Source organism: Edwardsiella piscicida (assembly GCF_021733145.1).
Lineage (GTDB): Bacteria > Pseudomonadota > Gammaproteobacteria > Enterobacterales > Enterobacteriaceae > Edwardsiella > Edwardsiella piscicida.
The window spans coordinates 2,689,348-2,702,178 of the sequence record NZ_CP090968.1; the positions used below are offsets into that span (position 1 = coordinate 2,689,348).

Here is a 12,831-nt window from a genome sequence, read left to right on the forward strand (position 1 = left end):
CCCGCAGGGGTACGTCGCGCAGCGAAGATCAGGACTCTTTCTCTTCCGGGTGGCCCCAGGCGGAGATCAGGTTACACAGTTCCCCCATTCCCCAGATAAGGCCCATAATAATCGCCATCACCACGGGTACCATGATGGCGGCGACAACCAGACTCTTCAGCAGTTCAAACATGGCTGACTTAACTCTCCGTTGATATGCGCAGTGCGCTAACCCTACCGTTGACTTCGCCGCGAGCGGCGCAAAAAAGGCAGTATCCTGCTCTACAGTGTAACCCAGCCGATGGCGTTTGGCATTGTTCAATCCGTGCGATACGCGCGGTTTGCCTGACGGGCGCCGGATCGGCCACAATAGAGGGAGCGTCAATGCGAGGAGCCGCCATGCAAGCCGATATTTTACTCACCCTTAAACTACAGGATCGTCTGTTTGCCGATCCGCGCCGCATCGAGCTGCTCAAGCAGGTGCGCCATACCGGCTCCATCAGTCAGGGAGCTAAGCTGGCCGGGATCAGCTATAAAAGCGCCTGGGATGCCATCAACGAAATGAACCAGTTGGCGGACGACGAGATCGTCGAGCGCGCCACCGGCGGCAAAGGGGGCGGCGGTGCCCGGCTGACCCGCTACGGCGAGCGCCTGATTGCGCTGTACGATCTGCTGGGGCAAATCCAGCAGAAGGCCTTCGACGTGCTGAAAACCGACGATCTGCCCCTCGACAGTCTGCTGGCGGCGATCGCCCGCTTCTCCCTGCAGACCAGCGCCCGCAACCAGTTTTTCGGCACCGTCATCGAGCGCGGCGAGGAGTCGGTCCAGCAGCATCTGCTGGTACAGCTGGCGGACGGGAAGACCCGTCTGCGCGCCGCCGTAACCGCCCAGAGCGCCCGTCGTCTGGCGCTGCGTCCGGGTAAAGAGGTGCTGGTGCTGATCAAAGCGCCCTGGATCCGCCTGTGCACCGATAACGCCCTGTGCGGCGCCGCCGACAATGCGCTGAGCGGCCAGGTCAGCCATATTCAGGCCGGCAGCGACAACAGCGAGGTGCTGATCGCGCTGCCCGGCGGTGAAACCCTGTGCGCCACCGTCGATAACCGCACCATGAGCCAGCTGCACCTGAGCGTCGGTATGCCGGTCAACGCCCTGTTTAACGCCGATCGGGTCATTATCGCCACCCTCGCGTAAAGCGCCGGGCCCCTCTCCCGGCCGGCCCTGTCCGCCGTTTAACGGCGGTTTACCCCGCCGTGTTAACATGATAGAAAACAAATGACGACATTTGTTAACAATACCTGAGGGAGTCTTATTCTTATGTGGTGGATCATGTTACTGCCGCCGGCGCTGCTGGCGCTGGCGCCGCGCGTCGCCTTTCTGCTGGCCGGATGCGCTGTCCTGCTCCTTGCGCAGCAGGGATTCATCACGCTGCCGGCCGTCGCCACGCTGGCGCTCATGGCGCTGCTGCTATCGCTACGTCAGCGTTTCTCTCCGCGCTGGCGGGGCATCAGTGAGATCGCGCTTCTCCTTGGCATTATCGCCCTCTACAAACACGATTTTCCCGGCTTTCACAATCCGCTGTTACTGGATCGGGTAAGCGCCGGGCCGCACAGCGCCCCTTTTACCCTGTATGCCAATCTGGATAAAGCGCTGGTGCCGCTGCTGCTGCTGGCGCTCTATCCCACGCTGCTGCGCCGCCCCGGCGTGTCCCCCGCAGCGCCGTGGCGCTGGGGAGTCCTGCTGCTCAGCGTACCGGCCCTGCTGCTGCTGGCCGTCGCGCTGGGCGGCCTGCGTATTGAACCGCACTGGCCCGTCTGGACGCCGCTCTTCGCCATTATCAATCTGCTGTTTGTCTCCCTGGCGGAAGAGGCGCTGTTTCGCGGCTACCTGCAACAGCGCCTGAGCGTCTGGCTGGGGCCATGGATTGCGCTGCCTATCTGCGCCGTTCTATTTGGGCTGTCCCACCTGGGCGGTGGCCTGCTGCTGGCCATCTTCGCCACCCTCGCCGGGATCATTTACGGGCTGGCCTGGCAATGGAGCGGGCGCCTGTGGGTGGCCACCCTGTTCCACTTCGGCCTGAATATGCTGCACCTGCTGTTCTTTACCTACCCGCTCTATCGGCCTTAAGCCGTCGAGCGCAGCGTCGATGCTAGTGTAAGCGATACCACAAACCGCATTTCACCATCGCATCCTATCTAGACTCAATGCTAGCAAGTCGCCATTCTCATTGGAGAGTGGCGTTTACGCCCTTAGTGTAAACGATTCCATTTTTACCGCACAGATCACCTTTTTGAGCCCCCGCGCATGCTACCTTTCTGCCATTAGCATCGCATTGGGAGTCCAACATGATTGTATTAGTCACCGGGGGAAGCGGTTACATTGGCAGCCATACCTGCGTCCAACTGCTGCAGGCGGGCCATACGCCGGTCATCCTCGATAATCTGTGCAACAGCAAGGCCAGCGTGCTGGATCGCATCGCCACCCTGACCGGCACGCGTCCGCGGCTGTACCAGGGGGATATTCGCGATCGGGCGCTGCTCAAGCGCATCTTTGCCGAACAGGCCATCGACGCCGTGATCCACTTTGCCGGCCTGAAGGCCGTCGGCGAATCGGTGCAGCAGCCGCTGGCCTACTACGACAATAACGTCGGCGGTACGCTGATCCTGCTGGAGGCCATGAGCGATGCCGGGGTGCATAACATCATCTTCAGCTCCTCTGCCACCGTCTACGGCGAACAGCCCCAGGTCCCCTATGTCGAGACCATGCCCACCGGCATGCCCGCCAGTCCCTATGGCCGCAGCAAGCTGATGGTGGAGCAAATCCTGCAGGATCTGCAGCGCGCGGCGCCGCAGTGGAGCGTCACCCTGCTGCGCTACTTCAATCCGGTCGGCGCCCACCCCTCTGGCCTGATGGGCGAAGATCCGCAGGGGATCCCCAACAACCTGATGCCCTATATCGCCCAGGTAGCCATCGGCCGCCGCGACGCCCTGGCCATTTTCGGCAGCGACTACCCGACGCCCGACGGCACCGGCGTACGCGATTACATCCACGTGATGGATCTGGCCGATGGCCACCTGGCGGCGCTGCAGGCCAAGACCCAGCGGCCCGGCGTTCATATCTACAACCTCGGCGCCGGCGTCGGCTACAGCGTTCTGCAGGTGGTGGACGCCTTTAGCCGCGCCTGCGGTAAGGCGCTGCCCTACCGTTTTGCCCCGCGCCGAGAGGGCGATCTGCCCGCCTACTGGGCCGACGCCGCCAAGGCCGAGCGCGAGCTGAACTGGCGAGTCAGCCACACCCTGCAGGCGATGGCCGAAGACACCTGGCGCTGGCAATCACAGAACCCCACCGGTTACCCACAGTAAGGAGCGTGGCGATGAGCATTCCCTTTAATCCGGCGGATCACCCGCACCGCCGCTACAACCCCCTCAGCGATCAGTGGGTGCTGGTATCACCGCACCGCGCCAAGCGCCCCTGGCAGGGAGCGCAGGAGACGCCGACCGCGGCGGCGCTGCCGGCGCACGATCCCGACTGCTACCTGTGCCCGGGTAACCTGCGCGTGACCGGCGATCGCAACCCGGACTACCGCGCGACCCATGTGTTTACCAACGACTTCGCCGCGCTGATGCCCGACACCCCCGATGCACCGCACAGCGATGACGTCCTGATGCGCAGCGCCAGCGCACGCGGCACCAGCCGGGTGATCTGCTTCTCGCCCGACCACAGTAAGACCCTGCCGCAGCTGACGCTGCCGGCGCTGGAGGCGGTGATCGAGACCTGGCAGCAGCAGAGCGCCGAGCTGGGCAGCCGCTATCCCTGGGTGCAGGTCTTTGAGAATAAAGGCGCGGCCATGGGCTGTTCGAACCCCCATCCGCACGGCCAGATCTGGGCCAACAGCTTCCTGCCCAACGAGGCGGCGCGCGAAGATCGGCTGCAGCGCGACTACTTTGCCCGCCATCGCCGTCCGCTGCTGCTCGACTATCTGCAGCGCGAGCGGGATGACGGCAGCCGCACCGTGGTGGAAACGCGCCACTGGCTGGCGGTGGTGCCCTACTGGGCCGCCTGGCCGTTCGAAACCCTGCTGCTGCCCAAGCAGCACCTGCTGCGTCTGCCCGATATCGATGCGGCGCAGCGTAGCGATCTGGCGCTGGCGCTGAAAAAGCTGACCAGCCGCTACGACAACCTGTTCCACTGCCCGTTTCCCTACTCCATGGGGTGGCACGGCGCACCGTTCGGCCAGGATGAGGCCGACCACTGGCAGCTACACGCCCACTTTTACCCCCCCCTGCTGCGCTCCGCCACGGTGCGCAAGTTTATGGTGGGATATGAAATGCTGGCGGAAACCCAGCGCGATCTGACGCCGGAGCAGGCGGCCGAACGCCTGCGCGCCGTCAGCGACGTCCACTTTAGCCAAGCCTGATCCCGAGAGGAGAACAACCATGCGCCTCCATGACCTGATTGCCGTGACCCGTGACATTTTTACCCGTGAGTTTGGCTATGCGCCGCAGCTGTGCGTGCAGGCACCGGGACGGGTTAACCTGATCGGTGAACACACCGACTACAACGATGGCTTTGTGCTGCCGTGCGCCATCGACTACCAGACCGTCATCAGCTGTGCGCCGCGCCGCGATCGCCGCGTGCGCGTCATCGCCGCCGACTACGACGATCAGCAGGACAGCTTCAGCCTCGATCAGCCCATCGACGCCCGTGACGATATGATGTGGAGCAACTATGTTCGCGGGGTAATAAAACACCTGCAGCAGCGCTGCGATGGCGTCGGCGGCGTCGACATGGTGATCAGCGGCAACGTGCCGCAGGGGGCGGGGCTCAGCTCCTCCGCCTCGCTGGAGGTCGCCGTCGGCCAGGCGCTGCAGGCGCTGTATCAGCTGCCGCTGGACGGCGTCGCGCTGGCGCTCAACGGCCAGGAGGCGGAAAACCGCTTCGTCGGCTGCAACTGCGGCATCATGGATCAGCTGATCTCCGCCCTTGGACAGGCGCAGCACGCCCTGCTGATCGACTGTCGCTCCCTGACCACCCGCGCGGTGCCGCTGCCGCCGGAGGCCGCGGTGGTGATCATCAACTCCAACGTCAAGCGCGGACTGGTCGACAGCGAATACAACACCCGCCGCCAGCAGTGCGAAGCGGCGGCGCGCTTCTTTGGCGTCGACGCCCTGCGCGACGTCACCCCGCAGCGCTTCGCCGCCGAGTCCCACGGGCTCCCGGCGCTGACCGCCCACCGCGCGCGCCACGTGATCAGCGAAAATCAACGTACGCTGCAGGCGGCCGACGCCCTCGCCGCCGGCGATCTGGTGCAGATGGGGGCGCTGATGGCGGCGTCCCACGCCTCCATGCGCGATGACTTCGCCATCACCGTCCCCCCCATCGATACCCTGGTCGAGATCGTCAAAGGGGTCATCGGCGATCGCGGCGGCGTGCGGATGACCGGCGGCGGCTTCGGCGGCTGCGTCGTCGCGCTGATGCCGCAGACCCTGGTCGAACCGGTGCGCGCGGCCGTCGCCCGTGACTACGCCGCCCGCACCGGCCTACGTGAAACCTTTTATGTCTGTCAGCCCTCTGCGGGAGCCAGCGTATGTTAACCCCACAGCCCGCGTATGAGACCGCGCCGGACGGCGCCCCCTTTCAATTCACCGCGCTGCACAACGCCCGCGGCAGCACGCTGCTGCTGATGGACTGGGGAGCGACCTGGCTCTCCTGTCGCCTGGCGCTGCCCGACGGTCAGGCGCGCGAGGTGCTGCTCGGCTGCCAGCGCGCCGGGCAATACCCGCAGCAGCAGGCCTTTCTGGGGGCCACCGTGGGGCGCTACGCCAACCGGATCGCCCACGCCCGCTACACCCGCCAGGGGCAAACCGTCGTGCTTCAGCCCAGTCAGGGCGTCAATCAGCTGCACGGCGGCCCGCAGGGGTTTGACAAGCGCCGCTGGCAGCGGGTCGCCTGCGATGCGCGCTCGGTAACCTATCGGCTAGACTCGCCCGACGGCGATCAGGGCTATCCCGGCAACCTGCGCGTAGAGACTCGCTATACCCTCAGCGACGACGACCAGGTCGAGATCCACTGGCAGGCCAGCGTCGACCGCGCCTGTCCGGTCTGTCTGACCAACCACGCCTACTTTAATCTGGACGGCGAGACGCAGACCGATGCGCTGGCGCAGCGCCTGCAGCTGAACGCCGATCGCTACCTGCCGGTGGATGAGACGGGGATCCCCTGCGCGCCGCTGACCGCGGTCTCAGGCAGCGGAATGGACTTTCGCCAGGCCAAGCGGCTGGGGCAAGATCTGCTCAAGGATGCCGATCAGCGGCGAACCAAGGGCTACGACCACGCCTACCTGCTGCAGGCGCGCTGCGCCGACGGCGCCTACCCCGCCGCCGTACTGAGCGCCGCCGATGAGCGAGTTAGCCTGCGGCTATACACCAGCGCCCCGGCGCTGCAGCTCTACAGCGGGAATTTCCTGGCCGGCGTCCCCGACCGCCGCGGCGGCCACTATGCCGACTATGCCGGCGTGGCGCTGGAGAGCGCGTTTTTGCCCGACAGCCCCAACCACCCGGAATGGCCGCAGCCCGACTGCATGCTGCAGCCCAGCGAGACCTACCGGGCCTTTACCCGCTATCAGTTCACGCTGCGCTGAGCGCGATCGCCGCGCGCAACGGTGCCTCCGTTCGCGCGGCGAGGGCCGCAGAGCGCCTCAGCGCCAGAAGAACCAGGCGAACAGGCTGAGCGCAACGATGCTGGCCAGGTTAAGCCAAAAGCCGACCCGCACCATCTCCTGCTGACGGATATAGCCCGAGCCGAACACGATGGCGTTCGGCGGCGTGGCCACCGGCAGCATAAAGGCACAGGAGGCGCCGATCCCGATCACCAGCGTCAGCAGGCTCTCCGGCATGCCCAGCGCCTTGGCGACGGTCGCGAATACCGGCACCAACAGCGCGGCGCTGGCGGTATTGCTGGTAAACTCGGTCAGGAAGATGATGAACGCCGCCACCGCCAGCAGAATGATAAACCAGTGGCTCTGACCAAAGATATCGGCCATGCCGCGCGCCAGGATAGCGCTGGCGCCCGAGCCCTCCAGGATCAGGCTCAGGGTCAGACCGCCGCCGAACAGCATCAGCACCCCCCACTCCGTATTGCGCTGGATCTGCTCCCAGCTGGCCACGCCGGTGGCGCCGATCAGCACCGCGGCCGACACCGCCACCAGGGTATCGAACTGCTTGATCCCGCCCAGCAGGGCGCTGAGCTGGGCGCTGAAGATCCAGCCGAACACCGTCAGCCCGAAGATAGCCAGCGCAATCAGGCGCGGCAGGGTCCACTCCAGCGTCTCCACCTGCAGCGTAACCCGGTGCTTCAGGTTCGGGCGCAGGATCAGGTAAAGCAGCCCCATCATCAGCGGCATCATCACCACCATTACCGGAATGCCAAACTTCATCCAGGTGAGGAAGTCGATCCCCAGCTGCGCCGCGGCGATGGCGTTGGGCGGGCTGCCCACCAGGGTGCCAAGACCGCCGATGCTGGCGCTGTAGGCGATCCCCAGCAGCAGAAACACATAGGTATTACGCTCGCGCACCGGATCCAGGTTGGCCAGGATCCCCAGCGCCAGCGGCAGCATCATCGCCGCCGTCGCCGTATTGCTGATCCACATGGAGAGCGCCGCGGTGACGCTGAACAGCATCAGCACCGCCGTCCCCATGCGCCCGCCGGCCAGCAGCAGCAGCCGGTTGGCGATCAGGCGATCCAGCCCCTGCACGTGCAGCGCCGTCGCCAGCACAAAGCCGCCAAAAAATAGAAAGATGGTCGGGTTAGAAAAAGACTTCAGCGCGCCGCCAGCGTCCAGTAGCCCAAAGCCGATCGCCAGCAGCGGCACCAGCAGCGCCGTGATGGTCACGTGCACCGCCTCCGTCAGCCACAGCACGCCGATAAACACGGTCAGCGCTAGGCCGGTATTGGCTTTTGCGTCAAAAGGCAGGGTATTGAGCAGCAGCAGCAGCAGCGCGATATCGAGCGCGATAATCACTAAGCCCCGCTGCGACGGCGGGCTGGCCACTGCAGCGGTCAACGGGGTTGCTTCCATGTGGAACCTCTCTATCCTGAATCGATGCCATACCTACCCCGATCGGCGCCGACGGGGCTCAATACCGAGAGGAATCGATGCCGGACTCCGGGGCGCGGAGCAGACCTTAATGTTAACAATTGAAACAAGCCGTTAACTATAATCAACAATCCCCCGGGGAAAAACCCCGGAGCGGCAAAAATGAGAGGCGGATAGGATCCCGTGCGCGTCGGGCGGCGGCAATCGCTCGAATCGCGATCTGCCGCGGCGGCGCATCAACTACACTGAGAAGATTGCGCCGCGCGGACGAGAAGCGCGCGAGCGCACGCAGGGCCATTGCATTCCACGCACCATGATGATAATAATTATCATTATAGAGTCGTAATTAAGGAGTCTCACTATGGCTGTCACCAAACTGGTTCTGGTCCGTCACGGCGAAAGCGAGTGGAACCGGGAAAACCGCTTCACCGGCTGGACCGACGTTGAACTGTCAGAGAAAGGGCGCCAAGAGGCGCGGGCGGCGGGTCGCCTTCTGAAGGCGCAGGGATTTTCCTTTGACGTCGCCTACACCTCCGTGCTCAAGCGCGCCATTCACACCCTGTGGCACGTACTGGATGAGATCGATCAGCCGTGGCTTGCGGTTGAAAAATCATGGAAGCTCAATGAGCGCCACTACGGCGCCCTGCAGGGGCTGAACAAGGCGGAGACCGCGCAGCAGTACGGCGACGAACAGGTCAAGCTGTGGCGCCGCGCCTTTGCCATCACCCCACCGGCTCTGACGCCGGACGATCCCCGCTATCCCGGCCACGATCCGCGCTATGCGGCCCTAAGCGCCGACGAGCTCCCGCTGACGGAGAGCCTGGCCACCACCATTGAGCGGGTGATCCCCTATTGGCAGCAGCAGATCGCGCCGCGCATCGCCGCCGGCGAGCGGATCATCATCGCCGCCCACGGCAATTCGCTGCGCGCGCTGGTCAAGCATCTGGATCATCTGAGCGAAAGTGAGATTATCGAGCTGAATATCCCGACCGGGGTTCCGCTGGTGTATGAGTTTGACGCCGATATGCAGCCGCTGCGCCACTACTACCTTGGCGACGCCGACGAGATTGCCGCCCGCCAAAACGCCGTCGCCAATCAGGGCAAGGCGGGCTAACCGCCTCCCCCGCTTACGCCGCCGCGGTGCGCTGAGCCCCGCGGCGGTCAACGCGCCTTAGGCGGTCAGCCGGGCCCGGCGCGCGCGTACCGCGTCGGCCAGCTGGCGCAGGGCGCGCTCGCTGTCCTCCCAGCCGATGCAGGCGTCGGTGACGCTCTGCCCGTAGCGCAGCGCCTCGCCGCCGTCCGGGTTCTGATTTCCCTCCACCAGGTGGCTTTCGATCATCACCCCCATGATAGCCCGCTCACCAGCGGCCATCTGGGCGCAGACATCCTCGCATACCGCCATCTGACGCTTGAACTGCTTGCTGCTGTTCGCATGGCTGAAGTCGATCATCACCTGCGGCGGCAAACCGGCCTGACGTAAACCCGCCGTCACCGCCTGTACGTCGGCGGCGCTGTAGTTGGGGGTCTTGCCGCCGCGCAGAATGATATGGCAGTCGCCGTTACCGCTGGTATTGACGATGGCCGAGTGTCCCCACTTGGTCACCGACAGGAAGCAGTGCGGGGCCCCGGCGGCGTTGATGGCGTCGATAGCCACCTTGATGGTGCCATCGGTGCCATTTTTAAATCCCACCGGGCAGGAGAGCCCCGAGGCCAGCTCGCGGTGCACCTGCGATTCGGTGGTCCGCGCCCCAATGGCGCCCCAGCTCATCAGATCGGCCAGGTACTGCGGGGTGATCATGTCGAGAAACTCCCCGGCGGTTGGCATCCCGCTGTCGTTGATCTCCAGCAGCAGGCGGCGGGCGCTGCGCAGACCGTCGTTGATGCAGTAGCTGCCGTCCATGTGCGGATCGTTGATCAGCCCCTTCCAGCCCACGGTGGTCCGCGGCTTCTCAAAGTAAACTCGCATCACAATCTCCAGCTCGCCGGCCAGCGCGCTGCGCAGCGCCAGCAGGCGGGAGGCATACTCCTTCGCCGCCTGCGGATCGTGGATGGAGCAGGGACCGATGATCACCAGCAGGCGATCGTCCTGCCCCTGTAAGATTCGGTGAATGGCGCTACGGGTCTGCGACACCGTGCTGGCCGCGCAGGCGGTAGCTGGAAAGGCCTCCAGCAGCGCCACCGGCGGCAGCAGTTCCTTGATCTGTGTAATCCGTAAATCGTCGTTCTGATAGCTCATAGTGCATCCATCGTGTCGTAGAAAAGGCGTATAGCGATACTTTTCAATCTATCCGCTTTCTCACGCCGTTGTAAACGATGAGGCCTATCGCCGCCTTTTTATATAATTAATTGATATATATAAATAAAAAAATAACTCCGAAATATCACTCTACGTTTATCGGTGCATTTGACATATCAAAATGATGAAAGCGCTGAGCGACAGACTAATTCACTGGCGCCATCGCCGCCGCGCCGGTATCGAAGCACGATGGACATTCGGGAAATAAAGGCTGGCCGAGCGCGCTCGGTGAAGCGTGGTGCCAGAATGGAAAATGTGCGCGGCGTAAGCAAACCCAGGGTAACGGACGGTCTGGCACGGAGCAGGATCGGGGGAGCATCATGGAGGTGCAGGATGACGCGGCTCACGCCTGCCCAGAATGGGCATCGCTAGGCGAGATTATCCGTCACGCTAAACATCGATTTTTTATCGCGGAGAATGGTGGGTCGTGCAGGATTCGAACCTGCGACCAATTGATTAAAAGTCAACTGCTCTACCAACTGAGCTAACGACCCGCGTCGTGAGGTACGACCTCGTGCAGAGTGTCGCTCGTCGTATGGGAAACGCGGAGATCGTGCGGAATGACGCGGCGGATGCCTCACCCTCGCGGGCCATCGCCAGGCGATGTTGTCCTTACACGCTGAATACCGGTTTCTCATCGCGAGAATGGTGGGTCGTGCAGGATTCGAACCTGCGACCAATTGATTAAAAGTCAACTGCTCTACCAACTGAGCTAACGACCCGCTCGACACGATAATGCTATTTAGTTGCCATTCGACACTGGAATGGACGCTACAGGAAACGGGACGTCTCCTGGACGGGATACACCGGTACGCATCAGGAATGATGGTGGGTCGTGCAGGATTCGAACCTGCGACCAATTGATTAAAAGTCAACTGCTCTACCAACTGAGCTAACGACCCGCTCGATGTGTCACCTTACTCTGTTTCGCCACCTAAAATCATGGTGGGTCGTGCAGGATTCGAACCTGCGACCAATTGATTAAAAGTCAACTGCTCTACCAACTGAGCTAACGACCCTTACAGAGTAGTGCCAACAGAAAAACCAGACGGCTAAGATAGCCTGAGAAATGCGTGTGTTACCACACCTTACTCGCCGTGCGTCACCCTCGAAATGGCGGCCGGTGCAGGATGATAATGCCATCGCTAAGCGACGTTATCCTTCACGCTGAATACCGATTTCTCATCGCGAGAATGGTGGGTCGTGCAGGATTCGAACCTGCGACCAATTGATTAAAAGTCAACTGCTCTACCAACTGAGCTAACGACCCGCACCGTGGTTTACTGCTCATTACAGAATGTCACTCACCAAAATGAGCGGTGGCAGTGCAGGATGATGCGGCTGACGCCTTGCCCTCACGGGCCATCGCTAAGCGATGTTATCCTTCACGCTAAACACCGTTATCTCATCGTGAGAATGGTGGGTCGTGCAGGATTCGAACCTGCGACCAATTGATTAAAAGTCAACTGCTCTACCAACTGAGCTAACGACCCATTCTGTAAGCCACCGCGACTCGGTTTACACTTTGTCTTGGCAACGGCGGCATATATTACCCATTTATCCGGACAGCGCAACCAAAAATTCTCAGAATCCGGTCAATTGCTTGCGCTTCATACACTCGGGCGCGGAAAACAGGCAATGCGCCTGATTTCCGTCCCGTTTAGGGCTATCCCATGCGTTTTTGCGCCAGCTTGGCCGCATCGCTGTTCGGATATTGTTTGATCACCTGCTGGTAGACGGCGTTGGCCTTATCGGTCTGCCCTTTCTCCTGCATGATCACGCCGACCTTATACATAGACTCCGCGGCCTTGGGCGATTTGGGGTAGTTTTTTACCACCACGGCATAATAATAGGCCGCATCGTCCTTTTTCCCCTTGCTGTAAAACAGCTGCCCCAGCCAATAGTTGGCGTTGGGCTGATAGGTAGAGTCCGGGTACTGTTTGATAAAGGTCTGGAAAGCCGAAATCGCCTGATCGTTCTGCTTCTTCACCAGAACCAGATCGACGGCGCGGTTATAGTCCGCGTTGGCGTCACCGCCGCTGGCGGCCGCCTGCGGGGTCGCCGTCGCCGGCGCGCTGGCCTCCGCCGCCGGGGCGGGTGCTGCCGCTGCCGTCGAAGACGCTGCCGCGCCCTGAGCCGCGCTGCCGCTGCTCAGACTGTCTATCTGCTGATAGATCTGTTTCTGGCGTTCCACGATCTGATTCAGTTGATATTGGTTTTCCTGGATCTGCCCGCGCAGGGTGTCAATATCACGCTGGTTGTCGGAAAGCTGTTGCTGAAGCTGAGTCAACAGCTGGCCCTGAGCGTTGGTAATACGCTCAAGGGAGGTCACTCGGTCTTCCACCGAGCCGGAGCCGACGCTACTGATTGGCGCTTGGGCAGTAGCGACCCAGGGGGCCGCTACGCCAACCAGTAACGACAGACCCATCATATGACGTCTGAAGTTACTGCTCATTCGCTACTC

At 62.5% G+C, this 12,831-nt stretch carries 11 protein-coding genes and 6 tRNA genes; 7 read left to right on the forward strand and 10 right to left on the reverse strand.

From position 1 onward, the window contains the following. Positions 1 to 28 precede the first annotated feature (28 nt). On the reverse strand, positions 29 to 172 hold the full coding sequence (locus tag L1P05_RS12210) for an AcrZ family multidrug efflux pump-associated protein (RefSeq protein ID WP_012849388.1): 144 nt from the start codon (positions 170 to 172) through the stop codon (positions 29 to 31). 206 nt (positions 173 to 378) lie between these two features. On the opposite strand from L1P05_RS12210, the gene modE reads away from it, so the two are divergent. The 6 genes from modE to galM all read left to right on the forward strand — a co-directional run bounded on the left by modE (position 379) and on the right by galM (position 6,616). Then, positions 379 to 1,170 (forward strand): molybdenum-dependent transcriptional regulator, encoded by a 792-nt coding sequence (gene modE / locus L1P05_RS12215; RefSeq protein WP_012849389.1) that lies wholly within the window; start codon positions 379 to 381, stop codon positions 1,168 to 1,170. 123 nt (positions 1,171 to 1,293) lie between these two features. Continuing rightward, complete coding sequence (locus tag L1P05_RS12220) at positions 1,294 to 2,103, forward strand: CPBP family intramembrane glutamic endopeptidase (RefSeq protein ID WP_012849390.1); 810 nt, start codon at positions 1,294 to 1,296, stop codon at positions 2,101 to 2,103. Positions 2,104 to 2,321: 218 nt separating this feature from the next. Further along, positions 2,322 to 3,338: a UDP-glucose 4-epimerase GalE gene (gene galE, locus L1P05_RS12225; protein WP_012849391.1), complete on the forward strand. Its 1,017-nt coding sequence runs from the start codon at positions 2,322 to 2,324 to the stop codon at positions 3,336 to 3,338. 11 nt (positions 3,339 to 3,349) lie between these two features. Then, positions 3,350 to 4,393, forward strand: a complete 1,044-nt coding sequence (gene galT, locus L1P05_RS12230; RefSeq protein WP_012849392.1) for a galactose-1-phosphate uridylyltransferase — start codon at positions 3,350 to 3,352, stop codon at positions 4,391 to 4,393. A 19-nt stretch (positions 4,394 to 4,412) separates the two neighbouring features. Continuing rightward, positions 4,413 to 5,570: a galactokinase gene (gene galK / locus L1P05_RS12235; protein ID WP_012849393.1), complete on the forward strand. Its 1,158-nt coding sequence runs from the start codon at positions 4,413 to 4,415 to the stop codon at positions 5,568 to 5,570. After that, positions 5,564 to 6,616 (forward strand): galactose-1-epimerase, encoded by a 1,053-nt coding sequence (gene galM, locus L1P05_RS12240; RefSeq protein WP_012849394.1) that lies wholly within the window; start codon positions 5,564 to 5,566, stop codon positions 6,614 to 6,616. Before galK ends, galM begins: the two co-directional genes overlap by 7 nt. A 57-nt stretch (positions 6,617 to 6,673) precedes the next feature. Here the strand turns inward: galM and L1P05_RS12245 are convergent, their stop codons facing one another. Further along, on the reverse strand, positions 6,674 to 8,053 hold the full coding sequence (locus L1P05_RS12245) for an SLC13 family permease (protein WP_015462071.1): 1,380 nt from the start codon (positions 8,051 to 8,053) through the stop codon (positions 6,674 to 6,676). 379 nt (positions 8,054 to 8,432) lie between these two features. Here L1P05_RS12245 and gpmA point away from each other — a divergent pair, with 379 nt between their 5' ends. Further along, on the forward strand, positions 8,433 to 9,185 hold the full coding sequence (gpmA, locus tag L1P05_RS12250) for a 2,3-diphosphoglycerate-dependent phosphoglycerate mutase (protein ID WP_012849396.1): 753 nt from the start codon (positions 8,433 to 8,435) through the stop codon (positions 9,183 to 9,185). 57 nt (positions 9,186 to 9,242) lie between these two features. Here the strand turns inward: gpmA and aroG are convergent, their stop codons facing one another. The 8 genes from aroG to cpoB form a co-directional block, all read right to left on the reverse strand. After that, complete coding sequence (gene aroG / locus L1P05_RS12255) at positions 9,243 to 10,307, reverse strand: 3-deoxy-7-phosphoheptulonate synthase AroG (RefSeq protein WP_012849397.1); 1,065 nt, start codon at positions 10,305 to 10,307, stop codon at positions 9,243 to 9,245. Between the two features lie 478 nt (positions 10,308 to 10,785). Continuing rightward, positions 10,786 to 10,861: transfer RNA gene (locus L1P05_RS12260), tRNA-Lys, on the reverse strand. Between the two features lie 152 nt (positions 10,862 to 11,013). Beyond that, positions 11,014 to 11,089: transfer RNA gene (locus tag L1P05_RS12265), tRNA-Lys, on the reverse strand. Between the two features lie 104 nt (positions 11,090 to 11,193). Beyond that, positions 11,194 to 11,269 (reverse strand) — tRNA-Lys (locus L1P05_RS12270). A 41-nt stretch (positions 11,270 to 11,310) separates the two neighbouring features. Next, a tRNA-Lys gene (locus tag L1P05_RS12275) sits at positions 11,311 to 11,386 on the reverse strand. A 175-nt stretch (positions 11,387 to 11,561) separates the two neighbouring features. After that, positions 11,562 to 11,637: transfer RNA gene (locus tag L1P05_RS12280), tRNA-Lys, on the reverse strand. A 147-nt stretch (positions 11,638 to 11,784) separates the two neighbouring features. Next, positions 11,785 to 11,860: transfer RNA gene (locus tag L1P05_RS12285), tRNA-Lys, on the reverse strand. A gap of 173 nt (positions 11,861 to 12,033) precedes the next feature. Beyond that, positions 12,034 to 12,822 carry a cell division protein CpoB gene (gene cpoB / locus L1P05_RS12290; RefSeq protein ID WP_034168832.1) on the reverse strand — a complete coding sequence of 263 codons (789 nt, stop codon included), beginning with the start codon at positions 12,820 to 12,822 and terminating at the stop codon, positions 12,034 to 12,036. Positions 12,823 to 12,831: the final 9 nt, after the last annotated feature.

Coding starts and splice junctions, on each gene's coding strand:
- L1P05_RS12210 (WP_012849388.1), bottom strand. CDS start 172: ATGTTTGAACTGCTGAAGAGTCTGGTTGTCGCCGCCATCATGGTACCC.
- galE (WP_012849391.1), top strand. CDS start 2,322: ATGATTGTATTAGTCACCGGGGGAAGCGGTTACATTGGCAGCCATACC.
- galM (WP_012849394.1), top strand. CDS start 5,564: ATGTTAACCCCACAGCCCGCGTATGAGACCGCGCCGGACGGCGCCCCC.
- gpmA (WP_012849396.1), top strand. CDS start 8,433: ATGGCTGTCACCAAACTGGTTCTGGTCCGTCACGGCGAAAGCGAGTGG.
- cpoB (WP_034168832.1), bottom strand. CDS start 12,822: ATGAGCAGTAACTTCAGACGTCATATGATGGGTCTGTCGTTACTGGTT.
- galT (WP_012849392.1), top strand. CDS start 3,350: ATGAGCATTCCCTTTAATCCGGCGGATCACCCGCACCGCCGCTACAAC.
- L1P05_RS12245 (WP_015462071.1), bottom strand. CDS start 8,053: ATGGAAGCAACCCCGTTGACCGCTGCAGTGGCCAGCCCGCCGTCGCAG.
- modE (WP_012849389.1), top strand. CDS start 379: ATGCAAGCCGATATTTTACTCACCCTTAAACTACAGGATCGTCTGTTT.
- aroG (WP_012849397.1), bottom strand. CDS start 10,307: ATGAGCTATCAGAACGACGATTTACGGATTACACAGATCAAGGAACTG.
- L1P05_RS12220 (WP_012849390.1), top strand. CDS start 1,294: ATGTGGTGGATCATGTTACTGCCGCCGGCGCTGCTGGCGCTGGCGCCG.
- galK (WP_012849393.1), top strand. CDS start 4,413: ATGCGCCTCCATGACCTGATTGCCGTGACCCGTGACATTTTTACCCGT.